14 protein-coding genes and 1 tRNA gene are annotated in these 19,302 nt (G+C 44.9%); 1 reads left to right on the plus strand and 14 read right to left on the minus strand.

Translation table 11 applies throughout. The annotated features are described in order from the left end of the window. Nucleotides 1-414 precede the first annotated feature (414 nt). The 3 genes from BLP80_RS03540 to BLP80_RS16100 form a co-directional block, all read right to left on the minus strand. Complete coding sequence (locus tag BLP80_RS03540; protein ID WP_218120363.1) at nucleotides 415-1,110, minus strand: OmpA family protein; 696 nt, start codon at nucleotides 1,108-1,110, stop codon at nucleotides 415-417. A gap of 36 nt (nucleotides 1,111-1,146) precedes the next feature. Further along, nucleotides 1,147-1,548: an exosortase system-associated protein, TIGR04073 family gene (locus BLP80_RS03545; RefSeq protein WP_090540201.1), complete on the minus strand. Its 402-nt coding sequence runs from the start codon at nucleotides 1,546-1,548 to the stop codon at nucleotides 1,147-1,149. Nucleotides 1,549-2,318: 770 nt separating this feature from the next. Further along, complete coding sequence (locus tag BLP80_RS16100; protein WP_256324933.1) at nucleotides 2,319-2,450, minus strand: hypothetical protein; 132 nt, start codon at nucleotides 2,448-2,450, stop codon at nucleotides 2,319-2,321. Between the two features lie 106 nt (nucleotides 2,451-2,556). Here BLP80_RS16100 and BLP80_RS03555 point away from each other — a divergent pair, with 106 nt between their 5' ends. Next, nucleotides 2,557-3,699, plus strand: coding sequence for an NnrS family protein (locus BLP80_RS03555; RefSeq protein WP_256324934.1), 1,143 nt, complete (start codon nucleotides 2,557-2,559; stop codon nucleotides 3,697-3,699). A gap of 318 nt (nucleotides 3,700-4,017) precedes the next feature. Here the strand turns inward: BLP80_RS03555 and BLP80_RS03560 are convergent, their stop codons facing one another. From BLP80_RS03560 to BLP80_RS03610, 11 genes are all read right to left on the minus strand, one after another. Beyond that, nucleotides 4,018-7,161 (minus strand): efflux RND transporter permease subunit, encoded by a 3,144-nt coding sequence (locus tag BLP80_RS03560; protein ID WP_090540205.1) that lies wholly within the window; start codon nucleotides 7,159-7,161, stop codon nucleotides 4,018-4,020. Between the two features lies 1 nt (nucleotide 7,162). Next, complete coding sequence (locus tag BLP80_RS03565) at nucleotides 7,163-8,770, minus strand: efflux RND transporter periplasmic adaptor subunit (protein ID WP_090540207.1); 1,608 nt, start codon at nucleotides 8,768-8,770, stop codon at nucleotides 7,163-7,165. Nucleotides 8,771-8,784: 14 nt separating this feature from the next. Beyond that, entirely contained in the window at nucleotides 8,785-10,194 is a 1,410-nt protein-coding gene (locus tag BLP80_RS03570) for a TolC family protein (RefSeq protein ID WP_256324935.1), read from the minus strand. Nucleotides 10,195-10,621: 427 nt separating this feature from the next. Then, nucleotides 10,622-11,056, minus strand: coding sequence for a hypothetical protein (locus tag BLP80_RS03575; protein WP_090540209.1), 435 nt, complete (start codon nucleotides 11,054-11,056; stop codon nucleotides 10,622-10,624). 62 nt (nucleotides 11,057-11,118) lie between these two features. After that, nucleotides 11,119-11,472: a hypothetical protein gene (locus tag BLP80_RS03580; RefSeq protein WP_090540211.1), complete on the minus strand. Its 354-nt coding sequence runs from the start codon at nucleotides 11,470-11,472 to the stop codon at nucleotides 11,119-11,121. 462 nt (nucleotides 11,473-11,934) lie between these two features. Then, on the minus strand, nucleotides 11,935-12,318 hold the full coding sequence (locus BLP80_RS03585) for a DciA family protein (RefSeq protein ID WP_176754252.1): 384 nt from the start codon (nucleotides 12,316-12,318) through the stop codon (nucleotides 11,935-11,937). A gap of 874 nt (nucleotides 12,319-13,192) precedes the next feature. Continuing rightward, nucleotides 13,193-15,607, minus strand: coding sequence for an endopeptidase La (lon, locus tag BLP80_RS03590; protein ID WP_090540215.1), 2,415 nt, complete (start codon nucleotides 15,605-15,607; stop codon nucleotides 13,193-13,195). Between the two features lie 169 nt (nucleotides 15,608-15,776). After that, nucleotides 15,777-17,063: an ATP-dependent Clp protease ATP-binding subunit ClpX gene (clpX, locus tag BLP80_RS03595; RefSeq protein WP_090540217.1), complete on the minus strand. Its 1,287-nt coding sequence runs from the start codon at nucleotides 17,061-17,063 to the stop codon at nucleotides 15,777-15,779. 81 nt (nucleotides 17,064-17,144) lie between these two features. Further along, nucleotides 17,145-17,783: an ATP-dependent Clp endopeptidase proteolytic subunit ClpP gene (gene clpP / locus BLP80_RS03600; protein ID WP_090540219.1), complete on the minus strand. Its 639-nt coding sequence runs from the start codon at nucleotides 17,781-17,783 to the stop codon at nucleotides 17,145-17,147. Beyond that, nucleotides 17,770-19,086: a trigger factor gene (gene tig, locus BLP80_RS03605; protein ID WP_090540221.1), complete on the minus strand. Its 1,317-nt coding sequence runs from the start codon at nucleotides 19,084-19,086 to the stop codon at nucleotides 17,770-17,772. The genes clpP and tig overlap by 14 nt, the downstream gene beginning before the upstream one ends. 89 nt (nucleotides 19,087-19,175) lie before the next feature. Next, nucleotides 19,176-19,261: transfer RNA gene (locus BLP80_RS03610), tRNA-Leu, on the minus strand. Between the last annotated feature and the right edge of the window lie 41 nt (nucleotides 19,262-19,302).

The raw sequence follows: 19,302 nt of genomic DNA on the forward strand, positions 1-19,302 counted from the left end.
CAACGTACTTTTCGCCTGAGTACGTCATTTAAGTACTCAACCAACCTGGAAATTTCCTCTTGAAAGATTCTAATTGACAAGAAAATGTTTTTTCATTAACTTTACAAAAATTTTACAAATACATCACAAATAATTAACATAAAAATCACGAATAATTAACAATTTTGTACTTTGTTATATGTAATATTTTTAATTACTGAGGGAGGACGATATGAAAAAAGGAAAGTTTGTTGCCATATGCTATTCTTTGAGTATAACGGTAGCGTTATTGGTACAGGTGCTGTTTTAATTGTTAGAAATTAAGAGCATTGGGATCAGGCCTTACCCTTACCATTGACATTCGCTGAATTTCTAAAAGTCAAATACCACCAGCCTCACGGCGGCATTTGACTTTAATCAATGAGTCATCAAGTCCTATTTGATATTAGGGCAATCGACGTAATCATGATGTGCGGTGATAACCACCACACGATTTTCCTGATTTGGCATACTGTCAGAGCCAGCGGCTTCGCCCATCGCTTTGACAACTAATTGGTCGGGACTAGCGCCACTTGCCACCAAGCGTTGTATCACCGCATTGGCTCTTTTTTCTGATAACTCCAGGTTGTAATCTGGTTTACCGACAGTGTCCGCCGATGCAGTAACCGTTGCAGTCACATAGGGATGCGCTTTTAACCAACGCCCCACCCTGTTAATGGTTTCATCTTTGGTTTTAAACGGTACAGCACTGCCGCTATTAAAGTAGGCAACTGAATGATGAATCTCGCTCGCTCTCGCTTCATGAAGGTTCTGACTATGCACTTCTGTCAGCCATTTGCACATCTCTTTCTCAGATTCCAAACGATGGTGTGCAGCTGATCTAGCGGCATCCAAAGCCTTTTGTTTCTCATCGATGTTCCAGTAGTGACCCTTCTCAAGATGACCCAGGATATTATTGGCTACTTCCAGATCTTTTTCAGACATCTCCTCATGTAACATGGCTTGACCATAGTGACCAGATCTGGCCGCATCAATCTCAGCTTTCAAATCCGCAGTGTCCATTTTAGGCGTGGCACAAGCTGTCAGGAAGAGTACTAAAGCCGCAAGCGGGAGGTAAATATATTTATTCATGATGATATCCTCGTGACTGAATTAGTCGAAACAGGCTTACTCGCCATTATCCAATGGACCGTAAATAGTCCAATAGCCGGGATAATTCAAACCAAAATAGCGGCTATCTTCACTAAAACGATCCCAGACATAGGCTGGCGCGGCAAACTCGTTAGTTGGAATCGGCGAAGTCAAAAACTCAGCACCACCAACCAACGTTCGGCTCACGCCATGTGCAACTCCTCGAACCAAGCCCCAAGTCAAGCCTACAAGTATGTTTTGTTCATAGGAAATATTGATGATATTTTTCGGGATTTCACCGAGCCCGAAGACCATATTAGCCAGACCTTGGCTTAGTTTGCTGGTAAAACCGGTCATATAGTCTTCTGCCTGGGCTGTTGTTGCCATCATTAGTGAACAGGTTAGAACGCAGGTGGCAAGAATTTTATCTTTACTCATGATGAGCTCCTTGTTTTTCAGATTTGATACTCGGCGAGACCTTGCACACAGGCATGAAAAAACGCGCAGATCCCATTCCAGATTCTTACCTTGATAAAACACATCTACAAATCAGTGCGTTGTATGTGATATAAACGCCCTTTTTTGTCAAGCTCTAATGCTTCATCAGATTATCGAAATATGCCCACTAAATATATACGTGCAAACACGTAGGGAAATTATTACTAAGAATCGATCAGAAAATCCTTTTTTAGGACTCAAATTATGCAATAAATCCAAAGTTTGAATGCATTCTCACCTCATATTTATTGGTCTTAGGCCTTCCTCTTCTTTTTGCTGAAACCCTCTGCCCTGTTCGCATTTCAATCTGTTGTTTAAAACGCTCATGACTAACCCACAAACCCCTGTTAATGCAATGCCTTATCTCTTTCTGTCTGCTTTAAATAAATCTCATGAACAGACAATAAATTACTTTGCATACCCAGTGCATGACATTAATCACTAGGCCAACTATGATCGGCTGGATCTGAAACCATACCAGCCCGAACTGGATTTAACTCGACATAAGGATACAATCCCAGCAAATATACTCATCGCACTTCAAAATCAGGCAGCTATACCTTCTCCCGCTGGGAGAAGGCTGGATGAGGGATAATAAAAACCGAATTTTGAAGTGTGATGAGTATAGTATCCAGTCTACACAAGCAAAGTAAATGGACATGATTTGTCATTAATACCCCGGCATGAATAGAAACTTCATACTTTTTTGCCTATTCTTCCAACCATCCGAGATGATGCGCCAACATATCTTCATCTGAGGCAAAACAGACTTGACGATTATTGCCTCTCTGGATGATATGCTGCGGAACTCCTATAGGTGATACCAGTGTTAATCGCGCCATGTTACTCATAACATCCTTATTAAAGGTCCGATAATTAGAGCATGTTTTATTTCACTCCGACTCCAATTACTCTCTGACTCTAATTACTACTAGAGGTGATACCCAATTGAAAAATACATTTTTACCGTGGCTACCGAATGAGACCAAAGCCTACGCCCATCAATGGTTCTTTATGGCAGCATGTGTGTATGCCATCCTGATGGTGCCATTGGCCATGCTGGCCAGGCATGGCTATGGGCCGGAGGCACTGGCTGCGCCAACCGGCCACGCTTTTGAAATGCTGTTTGGTTTCGCCTTGGCTTTGATCGCCGGCTATCTGCTGGGCCCCATGCCTGCACGACGATTAGCTTTTTTCCTGTTTTTTTGGCTGCTGGCACGGGTAATGGGATTGATCGCCTTAGCCAATTGGCTGACTTTGATCAGTAATGCAGTGTTTGTCACACTGCTTGCCTGGCATTTACTCCCTCGTCTGTGGGTTGCGAAGAAATGGCGTAATCGTATGTTGGTGCCATTACTCGGTCTGATTTGTGCGATTACGATTGTCATCGCCTGGATTGACCAGCTTGGCCATCACGGCTTACATCGCTATTTGCTGGATGAAAGCGTGCAATTATTCGCCTTGCTAATGCTGTTCATGGGGGGGCGCATGCTGGCGCCTACCGTGGCCGGAGAGTTTTATCGCCAAGGCATGGAGCTTGAAGCAAGGGTTCAGCCGCGTATCGAAGCCGGGTTGATTGTGACGGTCACAGCAGCTTTCGTGCTTGCTCCGATAGCGGCTTCAGCATCAGGCTTTTTACTGATCATGAGTGGGGCTTTGGCAGGTATTCGTCTGATTCGCTGGCAATTGTGGCATTGCCTGGCGCGGCTTGATCTAATCTGTCTTGGGGTGGGCTACGGTTGGTTGGCGCTGGGACTCGTACTGCTGGGTTGGGTAAAGCTGAATGGGGGCGATCATTTTAGCACGGCGGTTCATGCGATCACGGTGGGTGCATTAGGCACACTCTCTGCAAATGTTATCGTTCGTGTGACACTACTGCATGTGAAGCAATATCCTTCACGGATACCACAGATCGTAGCGATGACCGGAATCATGACTGTTGCCGCAATTACACGCATTGGCGCGGATTTTAGTACACATCGAGAAATGTTATTGGCTGCAGCCGCAGTAGCCTGGAGCGCGAGCTTTCTGTCTGTTCTATTTGTTTTGCTGGATTGCCTAACTAACACGCCACGTCGCAAATCCACGTAGCCTGAACATTACATGATAATGCTAAGGATTAACAAATAGATAAGCTATAATGCAAATGCATACAATTTCATCTTTCAGTATCAGTTGAACAAAAATGTTCACGTGATCTAGATGAAGCATAGGGTCATTGAGTCATTAGCTAGCCCGAATATTTCATAAATTGGCGCGTGCCCTCACTTGTCTTTTGATTAATAAGAAAGATTTTGCTCAGTCGGGTGTATGAATCACTACACCCCTCCTTCTCAAAACTTCCCTATTAATCAAAATCCTGCGTGATCATCACGCGAATTTATGAAATATTCGGGCTAGCTCCTGCTCCTATCTCCGCTCTCTTTCCATCGAGCGCCGTATCGAAATCTCCTTAACCAGCACATAAATGGCTGGAAAAATGATCAATGTCAGCACTGTGGTTGAGACCATGCCGCCGACCATCGGAGCGGCAATGCGCCGTGTTACCTCGGAGCCTGTGCCACTGCTCAGCATGACGGGCAACAACCCAAGAATACTGCCCGCAATGGTCATCATGACTGCGCGTATCCGCGTCACGGCACCTTCAGACACAGCAGCATAGAGATCGGAAATAGTGATTTCCTCACCGGCTGCCTGGCGTTTTACTTGCATGGCAGTAAGCGCCTGATCAAGGAAGGCCAGCATTACCATACCGGATTCCGCGGCAATCCCGACTAAGCCGATGAAACCTACCGCTACTGCGATACTTATGTTGTAGCCAAGCCAATACATCAGCCAGATACCGCCAACCAGGGAAAAAGGTACCGACAGCATCACGATCAATGTCTCGGTCAGACGATTGAAGTTCAAATAGATCAGCACAAATACGATGAGCAGCGTGAGCGGTACCACCACCTTCAATTTGTCGGTGGCGCGTTGCATATACTCAAACTGGCCGCTCCAGGTAGCATAGTAACCAGATGGGAATTGCACTTGTTCCCGGACTGCTTGCTGCGCATCCGCGATATAGCCACCGATGTCGCGATCGCGGATATCGACAAAAATGTAAGTGGACAACAATGCATTCTCGGTACGGATGCTCGGTGGCCCTTTGACCAGCTTGATTTGCGCAAGCTGGCCAAGTGGAATCATCGCTTCCCCCATGGTGGGTACCAGTACTTGCGTCGTAATGGCTTGCGGGTCGCTGCGCAGTTCGCGTGGATAGCGCACGGTCACCCCATAGCGCTCGCGCCCTTCCACAGTAGTAGTAATCGTTTCGCCCCCCAGTGCGGTCGTAATCACCTCCAGCAGATCGCCAACAGCCAGCCCGTAACGAGCAAGCGCCATCCGATCCGGTTCGATATCAAGGTAATAGCCACCCGTAGTTCGCTCGGCATAAACGCTGGTGGTACCGGGCACTGTTTTGATCGCCATCTCGATCTGCTTACCAAGTTTTTCCAGTTCACTCAAATCGTTGCCGAATACCTTGATACCGATGGGTGTACGGATACCCGTTGCCAGCATGTCTGTCCGGTTCTTGATCGGCATGGTCCAAGCGTTGGCGACACCGGGTATTTGTAGCGCCTGATCCAGTTCAGCAATCAGCTTGTCGATGGTCATACCGGGGCGCCATTCACTTTCCGCTTTCAGGTTGATGATCGTCTCAGTCATTTCCAGTGGCGCCGGATCAGTAGCGGTATTGGCACGCCCAGCCTTGCCGAATACCGATGCCACTTCCGGAAAACTTTTAATGATTTTGTTCTGGGTCTGCATAATTTCTGCCGCTTTGGTGATAGAGATGGCCGGTAACGTCACGGGCATATAAAGCAGTGTGCCTTCATTCAATGGCGGCATGAATTCGGTACCGAGTCTGAGCACCGGATAAATGGTCAGCCCCAATACGGCAATCGTTATGACCAGAATGCTCTTCTTCCATTGGATGATCCAGGGAATGATCGGTTGATACAGCCGGATCAGGAGGCGGCCCAACAGATTATCTTGCTCGCGTGGAATACGGCCACGAATCAGCAACAGCATGAGCGCTGGCACCAGGGTAATGGAAAGCAGCGCAGCACCCCCCATGGCAAATGTCTTGGTAAAGGCAAGTGGCTGAAACATCCGTCCTTCCTGAGCTTCGAGCGTAAATATCGGTAGAAACGATACGGTAATAATCAGCAGGCTGAAGAACAGTGCAGGGCCGACTTCCTGGCATGCCGTAATAACAGCATCCCTACGCGCCGATGCGGAAGCCTGCCGATCAAGGCGCGCAAGATGTTTATGCGCATTCTCGACCATGACGATGGCCGCGTCAGTCATCTCGGCGATGGCCAGTGCGATGCCCGCCAGACTCATGATATTGGAACTGATGCCCAGGTGAAACATGACAATAAACGCGATGAGCACGCCGATCGGCAGCATCATGATCGCTACCAGCGCACTGCGCACATGCATGAGGAAAACCACGCACACCAGCGCCACGATGATCACCTGCTCGATCAATACTTCGCTCAGCGTCTCGATAGCACGCTGGATCAGTTCAGAGCGGTTATAAACCGATTGAATTTCAATGCCTTCCGGCAGACCCGGTTTGATCTCATCGATTTTCGCTTCGATATCGCGGATGACATCGAGCGCATTTTCACCATAGCGCGCAACGACGACCCCTGAAACAGCTTCGCCTTCCCCGTTGAGTTCAGTAATCCCACGTCGCTCATTCGGCGCCAGCTCAATCCGGGCGACATCGCGCAGCAATACCGGCATGCCCTCATGCGCTTTCACGACCAGATTCTCCAGATCGCTGATGCTGCGCAGATAACCTTTACCGCGCACCATATACTCGGTTTCCGCGAGTTCGATCACGCGCCCACCCACATCACGGTTACTCTGCGCAACCACTTCGATCACTGTTTTCAGGGAAATACCATAAGCTTGTAAACGCCGGGGATCAACCGTGATCTGATAGGTTTTCTCGAACCCACCCACACTGGCCACTTCCGAAACACCCTCGGCCGCGATCAATTGATAACGCAGAAACCAGTCCTGAATGCTGCGTAACTCATCCAGCGTACGGTCTTGAGCAGTAACGGCATATTGATAAACCCAGCCTACCCCAGTTGCGTCCGGGCCGAGTGCAGGCTTCACATCACTTGGCAATTTGTTGGCTGCGAAACTCAGGTATTCCAGTACACGTGAACGCGCCCAGTAGATATCAGTGCCATCTTCAAAAATGACATAGACAAACGATACGCCAAAAGCTGATAGTCCACGCACCACTTTTGATTTAGGCACGCCCAGCATGGCTGTGGTCAAGGGATAAGTCACCTGATCTTCAACCACCTGCGGTGCTTGTCCGGGATATTCGGTATAGATGATCACCTGAACATCGGATAAATCAGGAATCGCATCGACCGGGGTTTTCCATACGGCATAGACCCCCCAGGCAACGATAGAGAGTGTTGCCAGCAATACTAGGAAAATGTGCCGAACCGACCATTCAATGATATTGCCAATCATTTCAGCGCCCTCTCAATGTATTTTTGTACTCGTTGGCAGCAGGGCTAGCGTCTACTGGATGAATGTGTACGATGACGTACTCACCGGCTGATTCCTCGGTGATTTCAAAGGCAACCTTCTGGCCGGGTTTCAGCGGACGAAGGTATGCCGGATCGGCAACCCGGAAATCCATCAACATCGAGGGCCAATTAAGACTGGCGATCGGCTCATGCGCAAGCGTAATGGTAGTACGCGCAAAATCAATCGCTGCTATGCTGCCTTCACCCCGATGCGTTGCTGATGACAATTCTTCGGCAAGCGTACTGGATTGGGCGGGTGATTCTTCCTCCGGCACCAAAGGGTGGCTGCCGTGACCAAAGCTACCCAGCGCTGCTTTGAGATTACTTTCTGCATCGATCAGGAAATTTGCCTTAACTACCACGGCTTCTCCTGCTTCCAGCCCTCCTAATACCTCAGCATAACCATCGGCATGCATGCCGAGTTTTACGGTTCGTGGTTCATAACGACCTTCACCGAGATCCACCAGCACCAGCCGCCGGGTGCCGGTATCGAGCACCGCCGAATCAGGAATAGCAAGGACTTTGTTCTTACTATGAAAGGAAGCAAACTCCACGCGTGCATACATGGCAGGCTTAAGCAGTCCGTCAGCATTAGGCAGCTCGATACGGACGATAGCGGTACGTGTTTCAGGCGTCACTTTGGGATAGATAAACGCCACCTCGCCACTAAATACCTTATCCGGGTAGGCATCGACTCTGATGGTCACCATCTGACCAGGATGAATCATGCCCAGATCCTGCTCAAACACATCAGCCAGCACCCACACGCGGGATAAATCGGCAATCTGATAGAGTACTTCTCCAGGCTCGAAACGCTTCCCTTCTACGGCCAGTTTCTCCAATACCACCCCATTGGCTAAGGATCGTAGCGTGATATACTGCCTGGCCGCGCCCTCACGCTGCAAACGCTGCAGCTCAATGTCCGAGATATCCCAGTTGCGCAACCGCTGTAATGCGCTCTCAACCAGTCTTTGCATATCAGATCGAGCATTCTGGCTTCCCTCGGCTACCATCTGCATACCTTTCATTGCGATCAGATATTCATGTTGTGCCGCGATTAGATTGGGGCTGTACACATCCATCAGCGGATCACCTTTCTTGACTGTCTGACCCGGGGTATTGATATAAAGCCGTTGTATCCAGCCTTCAAACTTGGGCGTCACCGTATATAGCAAACGCTCATTCGCCTGGATCGTTGCCACCGCTCTGACCGTGCGGATAAGCTCACGTAATGCTGCCGTTTCAGTTCGCACCCCCAGTTTCTGTATTTTTTCGGTACTGATTTTGACTACGGAACTATCGGATGATGGCGCTTCCCCCTCGTAAACTGGAAGGTAATCCATTCCCATGGGGTCTTTCTTGGGGACGGGAGACGTATCCGGCAGCCCCATCGGGTTACGGTAATAAAGAATCTTACTCTTGGAGGTAATAGTCACAGGTAAATCAGCTACTGCAATCTCAGATCGGGTGCTGCCCCACCAATACCCTGCAACCAGCGCACCGATGATCAGTGCAGTGGCTATGATCAATTTTATGAGGAATAATCTCATGCGAAATCTCGTTATTATGGCTGTGTCAATTCATAAGGCGCTTTGCCGGTAAGCAGATCGATTTCCGCAAGCGCCTTGTTGTAGCTGGCTATCGCTGTCACCAGGCTGATTTCATAATTGAATACGGTCATTTGGCTGTCAAGCAGTGTCAGAAAATCAACCTGGTTGACTTTATAGGCCACCAAGGCGGATTCAACCGTCAGCCTGGCCTGCGGCAGGATGGTGGTTTGATACAACCGGGCTGATTTGAGATTTTGCTCGGCCGTTGCCACCTGCTGGCGCAGTTTCGCCGCAAGCTCGTTACTTTGCGCCTGATACAGGTCTAATGCCTGATAGTGCATCGCTTGCGACTCCGCAATACGAGGTTCGATTTTGCTGGCGCGCCATACTGGCAAGTTAATGGCCACGGTCAGCGAAACCATATCAGGACGCTGCGTGTTATCCAGCATTCTGTCACGCTGCCCATACGATAGGCGCACATCAAAATCGGGAAGGTATTCCTTATGCGCCAGATCGAGTGTTTTCTTGCTACGTGCCGCAAGACTTTGCAATGCCAGTAATTGCGGACGCTGCGCCAAGGCGACTTCCTGCAACGATTCCAGATTCAAGGATACTTCCCGTATCTGCAGGGACTCAGGTATCAGCACCACCGCCTGGGTGCGACGTCCGAGCGCGAGGGTGAGCTCCGCTTCAACCATAGGCCGCTCCCGTTCAAGCCTGAACAGTTCATCCTGCATTCTGGATACCTGCGTCTGCGCCTTGAATGCATCGGCCTGAGTACCCATTCCCACTTGGTAGTGATCTATAGCCAAGTGAGTAAAATTTTCCAGAATCAACTTGTTTTTCTCGACCAACTTGGTCATTTCGAGGGTGAGCCCGAGCTCGAAATAAGCAACTCTGAGATCACGCATGACCCGGTTCACAGTTTCCTGATAGCCGTAATCACTCGCCTCCGCATCCTTACTGGCGACTTCCTTACGCAAGCCCCGTTTTCCTGGAAAAGGAAAACGCTGGGACAGGCCTATCATCTTCATGGTCATATCCTCACGATTGAATGGCGAGGAGGTCAGCGGTGCATTAACCACTCCTGCTTCCAGCATGGGATCATCGAGCGCTTCTGCAGGTGAGATTCTCTGCTGAGCTGCTTCACGTTCTCGTAGAGAAGCCTGAATTTCCGGATTATTTTCTAGAGCCTCTACAATCAGGACAGTCAGTGGCGTAAAACTGCCGGCATTCAGTGTGATCGCGTCATTCTGGAATACTGCCCGCGTAACCTGGTTATCCATCAAATCCAAATGAGTAGGGTCTGAAATCTCTGCCTGCACGTTTACCGGGATCATCATCCCTAATACCAAGAGTGCGATGAATCCTCTGTTAATCTTTGAAAATAATTTCTCGAAATCTTTTAAGAATGAGGCGATCATCTTGATCTCCTTAATATATCAATGCGTTATTGATACACGCCAACCTCAATAGCCATGCCTATTTATCAGGCTGAATATGCATAACCAGATAGACATTATTCGATTGAGTCAATATGAAAGTCACAGTATCACCCACCTTGATTCCCGACATGAACGCACGCTCCTCGATCCGATCAATACGAATACAACAACACAAACATTGACAAAAACAACCGTTACGTTTCTATTCATGATATCTCCTTAATAAATAAGCGCCCATACATTAATCATGACGGTCCAGGCAGGCGAATACATCCTGGTACACTGACAGGATATGTCGTGCTTTCCTTCTGACGAGGAAATCAAAACAAGCCTGAAGAACGATTGAAGGTATTTTGAATCAAGTGGAATTTTGCTTACACCAACAGACAAGCAGAAATCCAGTCAATTAATGATGAGAGGAAGGGATAGGAATGAAAAGACGCAGGAAAAGCAAATACAAAGGCGGTCCGATCGTAGGCACGAATGCGGCATAAGAAGGATGGGGCGAGAAGCTGGGGAACAAACCCATCACAAACATTACCACTGGTGATCCTACGATAACGTCAAGCAACGCGATTTCACCAGAAGGTTTAGGCTTGCTTACGGAATATTCACAGTTGGCCAGGCAGACTCGCTCAGCAGGTGAAGCCGGTTCAGCACAAGCCCCCTCCGTATGCGCCATGCTCTGCTGCGCTGGCAGATAGGGCATCACGAGACAGCCCTCCAGCATGATCTTTACCTGCACCGCCAATAGCGAAATGAGTAATAACCCGCTTAATAACCGTTTCGAATACCGAAAGGAAGGCAAGCTGGAGCAGGTATAGAGGGTCGAATGCTTCATTCCAGACAGCAAGTTTTAATACTCAGTATAGAGTTGGGTCTTACTGTGTTATTGATCAAACACTACTTGATTTCTACAGCCATTTTACGATGGGAATCAGCCATATCCATATTTGCTTTTGCAGCTTGTTCGTAAAGACGGATCAAAGCCCCAGTATGCTCCTGCAAATCTTGGGCTCGTCTGCCATAGTATGGAGCATTGATTTCGTATTTCTCAAGCATTTTCTTATACTCTTGTGCTTTTGACTGTAGATCTTTAGCAACCCCTTCATAATGCCTAGCTAGCGCCTCATGGTCAGCAGCGGTTTTAGCATTCTGAATAGCTTGCGTCATATCCATTGGATGAGGATGCATGTGTGCGCACGAAGTCAGCAGGCCAAGAACAATTAAAACTAAAAAATTAGTCCATATTTTCATGTTGCTCCTCCTCAATTAAGAAGTCAGGAATTGAGATTTTTTTGATGCAGTTCCTGCACCACTGCAATTTCTTATTGTTGGCTTATTTTAGGGATATTGCAACTTATTCTAAATAAATTTAGACTCTGATGCCTCCTGGCACACTGCCAGGATACAATTAACCCGAATAGTTCATAAATTCGCGTGATGATCACGCGAATTTATGAACTATTCGGGTTAATGATGAGAGGAAGGAATGGAAAGGAAAGGAAAAGACGCACTATGCTCTGTCGCATGCGAAAGAAATCATCATAAAGGCCTATGCTCTTGCTTCTTTGACCTCATCCCCTATGCGTCACCAAAAATTATGAATTAATAATTCCAATCCTAGAAAATTCCGTACCCTTTGAATATCCCTCAGCGCCAACACTTATACGAATTGCGAAGGAATCTCAGTGAGGATTAGACAAAATTCACTCGCCTTTATGAAAAATTCGGGTTAGGTTTGCAATTATTGAGCAGTGACTCGATAGCAGTTCTGAGGGGCGATACGGGCATTGCCAAAGCTAATTGATTCAAATCTTGAGCGGCGCTTTGGCTAAGCTGTGGTTTCTGTTTGGATGAAATGCTCATTGAGTTTCTACGACAACGAGCATCCACAACGATTTGGATTGAAACCACTTGAGAATCAAACTTGCTGAGCAATGACGGAGTGATTTGTCTTAATTTTGCCGCTATAGCGCTACTATCCGCATATATTATGAGTATTCCATCAGAAAATTTTCCAATGACGCATCGTTTAGCTAATTGAGGAGAAATCATTCTCAAAAAGAGATGTTGTATTTGAATTATTTGATTTGCTGACACGAATAAGCTCTGATGAGCTGGCATTCCGCTAAGGATACTAAGAAAATTATCCACTCTACGCGTAGTCATATTTTATGCTATGCAATCTTTCCAGGAAAATATGTTCATTTAAACTGTGATTAACCGCATCTTATTGATATAGTCAGGTGAAGTCTAAAGGCGCCACCCACTGTAGCACTGTTTCCCATAGACATAACCTTGCGTTCCTCTAAGTTATTTTTAGTTTAATCCAAGTATGAGTCAAACGCATATTGAGGAACCATAATAGCAGATTTTCTTGCCATGCTCTTATGTTAAAGCGATAGCAAAATTCGTTAAAATACGTTGTATTCGTTGAAATATTTTTGTAAGTATCTTGACGATACCCTGTAATAGGCTCACAGCAGAAAATACTTCGAAAGTATCATTGGCGATGTGTACTTGGAGGAATCATTCTCTGGGTTTGTCAGGGAGTATCACCCAAACAGCATGATTCTGAGTTTTACCGATCTCCGCCAGTAAAGGTAATCATCACTACTGGATCGTTCCAGTAAAGCCATTACCGTTCGTGGTGAACTTGTCAAACCGCTAAGCAACTGACATCGGCCCTCGACAGGCTCAGGCCGAACGGCGTTTTCTGTAACCGTTATGCTGGAACGGTCTACTACTCACCCCCCCTGATCTGATGAAAGAGATTGTTAAAAAAAATTATGATATCCCTTCCTGATCAATGCCAAATACCGCCGCATGTCAATGCAGCCGATTACTACTCTCTTCAATGTTCATATCAGAGGTTAACAAGCTGTTGAGAAAAAATTAATTTACGAACCTGAATCAGGATTCACACTCATGGCGTAGCTTCTGAGGTAAAGAAATTTTTCTCAGAAGCTACGGGCTAATGCTTAATAATAGCATTAGCGACATCATCTTCGCTCATAGCTGGCAGCGTATTTTGAACTGTTGATGGAAGCGCTTCGGGTCTATGTTCCAGCGCTAATTCCAGAACCTGATCTATCCATTTTACTGGTTGAATTTTTAGCTTGTTCTTTATATTTGCCGGTATTTCATTTAAATCTTTAATATTCTCTTCTGGTATCAGTACCATCTTAATACCACCACGATGAGCTGCTAATAGTTTTTCTTTGAGCCCACCTATTGGTAATACCTCTCCACGCAATGTTATTTCTCCTGTCATGGCCACAGTTGCACGAACCGGTATTCCTGTTAATACAGAAACCATAGCAACGCAAATACCAATACCTGCACTAGGTCCATCCTTTGGCGTTGCACCTTCAGGCAAATGAATATGAATATCTTTTTTAAGATAAAAATCATCTGCTATGCCAAGTATTGTTGAGCGACTACGAACTACTGACAAAGCAGCCTGAACAGATTCCTGCATCACCTCACCTAATTTACCGGTAGTAATTGTCTTTCCTTTACCAGGTAATGCCACTGCCTCAATTGTTAGCAGCTCTCCGCCCACTTCTGTCCATGCCAAGCCAGTAACCTGTCCTATTTGACTCTTTTCCTCTGCTATGCCGTAAGCATAACGATGAACACCTAGGTAATTACCAAGATTGCGCGAATTAATCGTAACTTTCTCTTTATCTTCCCCTTTTTTGCTTAATATGGCCCTCACAACTTTACGGCAGATCTTGGAAATTTCTCGCTCCATGGCCCGTACACCAGCTTCCCTCGTATAGTGACGCACGATATCTCGTAGAGCAGATTCAGAAATTATCAACTCCCCTTCTTCAAGCCCATGATTCTTCATTTGCTTAGGTAATAAATATTGCCTAGCAATATTGAGTTTTTCATCTTCCGTATAACCCGATAATCGTATTACTTCCATACGATCAAGCAATGCGGGAGGTATGTTCAGTGTGTTAGCTGTGGCAACAAACATTACATCTGATAAGTCATATTCAACCTCAATGTAATGATCAACAAAAGTACTATTTTGCTCTGGGTCAAGTACCTCCAATAATGCAGAAGCTGGATCTCCACGAAAATCCATTCCCATCTTATCCACTTCATCCAATAAGAATAATGGGTTTCTGACGCCAACCTTAGTAATATTCTGCAGAATCTTCCCAGGCATTGCCCCTATATATGTACGACGATGACCGCGTATTTCTGCTTCATCACGCACCCCTCCCAAAGACATACGCATAAATTTCCGATTCGTAGCACGAGCTATAGATCTACCAAGCGAGGTCTTACCCACTCCAGGAGGACCAACAAGGCAAAGGATCGGTGCTTTTAGTTTGCTAACTCTTTGTTGTACAGCTAAATACTCTATTATTCTTTCTTTAATCTTTTCTAATCCATAATGATCTTGCTCTAAAACGGCTTCTGCCGTATTAAGATCCTTACAAATTTTACTTTTCTGCTTCCACGGCAATGAAACTAACGCATCAATATAATTACGAACAACTGTAGCTTCAGCTGACATCGGTGACATCAGACGTAGCTTCTTCAACTCTGACTCAGCTTTTGTATGCGCATCTTTAGGCAATGAGGCGGATTTAATTCTTTTCTCGATTTCCTCTAAATCAGCCCCCTCCTCTCCTTCGCCCAACTCTTTCTGAATGGCCTTAACTTGTTCATTCAGATAGTAATCTCGTTGACTCTTCTCCATCTGACGCTTAACTCTTCCACGAATACGCTTTTCTACTTGAAGAATATCGAGCTCTGTTTCCAACAAACCCAGTAGATGTTCTAATCGCTTCTGTACATCAAAAATTTCAAGTATTTCCTGCTTTTTCTCTAATTTCAGGGGAAGATAAGCAGCGATTGTATCAGCCAATCGTCCAGCCTCATCAATACCCGCAAGAGATGCCAGAATTTCAGGGAGTATCTTTTTATTTAATTTTACGAACTGATCAAATTGCGATATGAGGGCGCGACGTGTTGCTTCTATTTCTGGAGTATTTACACTGTCAATAGAGATTTGAAGTGCCTTTCCTGAGAAATAAGATTCTGAGTCAATAAATTCCAAAATACGAGCCCGGTAACTTCCTTCCACCAAGACTTTAACGGTACCATCAGGAAGCTTAAGCATTTGAAGCAGACTCGAAACACAGCATATGCTATAAAGATCTCGTGGAGCAGGGTCATCTTTAGCAGCTGATTTCTGTGCTACCAACAAGATATTCTTGCCGGACTCCATAGCAAGCTCTAATGCCTTTATAGATTTTGGCCGCCCAACAAATAGGGGTATTACCATATGCGGAAAAACAACCACATCACGTAATGGTAATAATGGCAAAATCAGTTGATTTGATTCGTTATCTACCGAGGTCATATTTACACTTTAGGTTAAGCACCAATAGTCTAAACTAGGGCGCTATTCTATTCAAAAATATCGAATTGGAAATACTACAATGTATCGCAGTTATTTAATGCGCTTCTTAATTTGATGATTTTTAGCTAACTTTACTCCGAGTGCAATAGTTAAACTTAGCTATCATTTTTTAAGCTTGCTTTGAATTCTTAGTAATCTTTGGTTGATCTGAATAAATCAAAATAGGTTTGATATCACCATTTACTGATCCATAATCAATCACAACTTTAGAAATATTCTCAAGTGAGGGTAAATCATACATTATATCCAACAGTGTCTCTTCCAGAATTGATCGCAGACCACGTGCCCCTGTTTTGCGTATCAATGCTTTCTTGGCTATTGCTTTAAGTGCCTGCTCACGAAATTCTAATTCAACACCTCCCTCCATGTTGAATAGTTTCCAATATTGCTTGACAAGAGCATTTTTAGGTTCGGTTAAAATTTGGATCAGAGCAGGCTCATTAAGTTCATCTAATGTCGCAATAACTGGCAAGCGTCCAACAAATTCCGGGATTAAACCATACTTAATCAGGTCTTCAGGCTCGACTGCCTTTAATACCTCATTAATTTCTTTATGGTTATCGCGATTGATTATTTCAGCACCAAAACCTATACCACCCTTTTCCGATCGTGATCGTATTATTTTATCTATCCCATCAAATGCTCCACCACAAATGAACAAAATATTGGTAGTATCTATTTGAATAAACTCTTGATTGGGATGCTTACGTCCTCCCTGGGGAGGTACTAGGGCAAGTGTTCCTTCTATTAGCTTTAACAACGCCTGCTGCACGCCTTCACCGGAGACATCCCGAGTGATAGAAGGATTATCAGATTTACGCGAAATCTTATCTATTTCGTCAATGTAAATAATGCCACGCTGAGCCTTCTCCACATCGTAATTACATTTCTGCAGTAATTTCTGAATGATATTTTCGACATCCTCACCCACATAACCCGCTTCGGTCAGTGTCGTTGCATCCGCAATAATGAATGGCACATCCAATAATCTAGCTAGCGTTTGAGCTAATAGGGTTTTACCAGAACCGGTTGGGCCAATTAAAAGAATATTACTTTTTGCAAGTTCTATATCATCAGTATCACTGACCTTGGTCAAATTCCTTAAACGCTTATAGTGATTATATACAGCGACAGAAAGAATCTTCTTGGCTGATTCCTGACCGATAACATATTGATCTAGAATCAGGCATATTTCACGAGGTACAGGCAGATTTGATTTCGCTAATTTAGCTGTTTCATTAACTTGCATTTCCTCGCGAATAATATCGTTACAAAGATCGATACATTCATCGCAAATAAATACAGATGGTCCCGCTATCAGCTTTCTCACCTCATGCTGGCTTTTGCCACAAAAGGAACAATAGAGAAGTTTATCGCCATTCATTTTCTCAGACATAATTTAACTCCACAACCATTGAGTAAATGCCATTTTAACAAAGGAAAGTATTGAAATCTGATTAAACAAAGCAAGCCCATTTCATTTCTTATTATCTCTACTCGTCAATACTGCATCGACAAGACCATACTTTACCGATTCTTCTGCACTAAGAAAATTATCACGATCCGTATCTCTCTCGATCGTCTTTATTGACTGCCCGCTATGCTTAGCCATGATCTCATTCAAGCGACTTTTCAAATACAAAATCTCTTTAGCATGTATTTCAATATCAGAAGCTTGCCCCTGAAATCCCCCCATGGGTTGGTGAATCATAACGCGGGAGTTGGGCAAACAAAAGCGTTTACCCTTTGCTCCAGCCGTCAACAACAAAGAACCCATACTTGCCGCCTGGCCAACACAAAGCGTGCTGACATCGGGTTTTATAAACTGCATCGTATCGTAAATAGCAAGTCCTGCAGAAACCAAGCCACCGGGAGAATTGATATAAAAAGAAATATCTTTATCTGAACTTTCTGATTCCAAAAATAAAAGTTGAGCAACAATCAAGTTTGCCGATGCTTCAGTAACTGGTCCTACAAGAAAAATAATCCTTTCTTTTAATAATCGTGAATAAATATCATAGGCACGCTCACCCCTCCCGCTGGTTTCAATAACCATCGGAATCAAACCTAAACCTCTCGTCTCCAAATTAACTTGCTCCTGTTTAAGCTGACGCATGAGGATAACCCATCAAATCCTCAAAAGCTATCTCCTGGTCAATCACCTTGACCTGCTCCAATGCCCATGAAACGACATTATCTTCCAATACTATTGACTCGATCTCTCTCAAACGCTCAGGCGACGAGTAGTGCCACTTAACCACTTGCTCAGGATTTTCATAACTCTGAGCATAATACTCTACATATTTTTTTATCTGTTCCGACTTAACATTCAAATTATGAATTTTTACTAACTCAGCCAAAATTAAACCCAATTTCACACGCCGCTCAGCTCTTTCCAAAAATGATTCTGGCGAGAGAGGGATTTCTTCGCTGTGTATGCCTTGTGTTGCAAGGCTATTTTTGGCATCTTGAACTAAATGTTTTACTTCTTGCGCAACTAAAATTCTTGGCGCATTACATATCGCCGTATCAAGTAAGCATTGCATGATTTGTTCTTTCAGTTTTGCTCGGGTCCTTTGAGAAACTTCACGCTCCAGACTTAATCGAATTTCGTCATACATTCTTTTCATATCGCCATCTTGAATACCAAGTGATTTGGCAAATTCATTATCGATATCAGCTAATACAGGCTCCTCAACTTTGTTGAGCTTGACATTAAATACAACGGGTCTTCCCGCAACTTCTTTATCGTGATAATCATCAGGAAAAACCATTTGAAATGATTTCTCTTCTCCCAAACTCATACCGAGAATAGCATCTTCGAAATCTTTTAAAATGTATCTATCGCCCAGCATCAAAGCAAAATCATTCGCCTTGCCACCCTGGAATTCATTCCCATCGATCAGACCGCGGTAATCGATATTAACTCGATCACCTAATGCTGCTGGTCGATGAACCAATTCATATTTGGCTCTCTGTTTTTGCAAAATATGCAATGTTTTTTCAACTTCTTTATCATCAATTTTTACCACAGGCTTATTCACACTGAGAGCACTCAAATCACCAAGCGTTATATCCGGATAGACCTCAAATGTCGCACTAAATTCATAATGAGCATTATTTTCTTCAGATTGCTTAGCTTTAAAATGTGGAGCTCCGACAACTCGTAAATTTTGCTGCTGGACAGCTTCTTGAAAATGCTTCTGCAACATTTCTCCCAACACTTCCTGACGCAACTTCGCGCCAAATTGTTGAGCCACTATTCTTAGCGGTACTTTACCAGGGCGAAAACCTTGTACTTTTACTTTTCCAGCCAAGCGCTTTAGACGATCGTCTACTTCCACTTGGATATTTTCTTGAGAAATCGAAATATCAAGATTTCGTTCCAAAACATTGGGATTTTCAACGTTTGATTGCATTAAATCTTCCTAAATAACTGCCAAATAATTACCAAGATGAATAAATATGTTGCGTAATATAAGCCGAAAAAGACTTAAACTCGATTCTCTGGTGCGAAAGGGGGGACTCGAACCCCCACACCTCATCGGCGCCAGAACCTAAATCTGGTGCGTCTACCAATTCCGCCACTTTCGCGTATTACCCTGTTTTTACCACTATTTAATTATACCTTTTTA

This window comes from Nitrosomonas sp. Nm132 (genome assembly GCF_900100485.1).
Taxonomy (GTDB): Bacteria; Pseudomonadota; Gammaproteobacteria; order Burkholderiales; family Nitrosomonadaceae; genus Nitrosomonas.

Bases quoted from the DNA above. Each gene is read 5' to 3' on its own strand.
- BLP80_RS03540 (WP_218120363.1), bottom strand. From the start codon at position 1,110: ATGAATAAATATATTTACCTCCCGCTTGCGGCTTTAGTACTCTTCCTG.
- BLP80_RS03545 (WP_090540201.1), bottom strand. From the start codon at position 1,548: ATGAGTAAAGATAAAATTCTTGCCACCTGCGTTCTAACCTGTTCACTA.
- BLP80_RS16100 (WP_256324933.1), bottom strand. From the start codon at position 2,450: ATGGCGCGATTAACACTGGTATCACCTATAGGAGTTCCGCAGCATATC.
- BLP80_RS03560 (WP_090540205.1), bottom strand. From the start codon at position 7,161: ATGATTGGCAATATCATTGAATGGTCGGTTCGGCACATTTTCCTAGTA.
- BLP80_RS03565 (WP_090540207.1), bottom strand. From the start codon at position 8,770: ATGAGATTATTCCTCATAAAATTGATCATAGCCACTGCACTGATCATC.
- BLP80_RS03570 (WP_256324935.1), bottom strand. From the start codon at position 10,194: ATGATCGCCTCATTCTTAAAAGATTTCGAGAAATTATTTTCAAAGATT.
- BLP80_RS03575 (WP_090540209.1), bottom strand. From the start codon at position 11,056: ATGAAGCATTCGACCCTCTATACCTGCTCCAGCTTGCCTTCCTTTCGG.
- BLP80_RS03580 (WP_090540211.1), bottom strand. From the start codon at position 11,472: ATGAAAATATGGACTAATTTTTTAGTTTTAATTGTTCTTGGCCTGCTG.
- lon (WP_090540215.1), bottom strand. From the start codon at position 15,607: ATGACCTCGGTAGATAACGAATCAAATCAACTGATTTTGCCATTATTA.
- clpX (WP_090540217.1), bottom strand. From the start codon at position 17,063: ATGTCTGAGAAAATGAATGGCGATAAACTTCTCTATTGTTCCTTTTGT.
- clpP (WP_090540219.1), bottom strand. From the start codon at position 17,783: ATGCGTCAGCTTAAACAGGAGCAAGTTAATTTGGAGACGAGAGGTTTA.
- tig (WP_090540221.1), bottom strand. From the start codon at position 19,086: ATGCAATCAAACGTTGAAAATCCCAATGTTTTGGAACGAAATCTTGAT.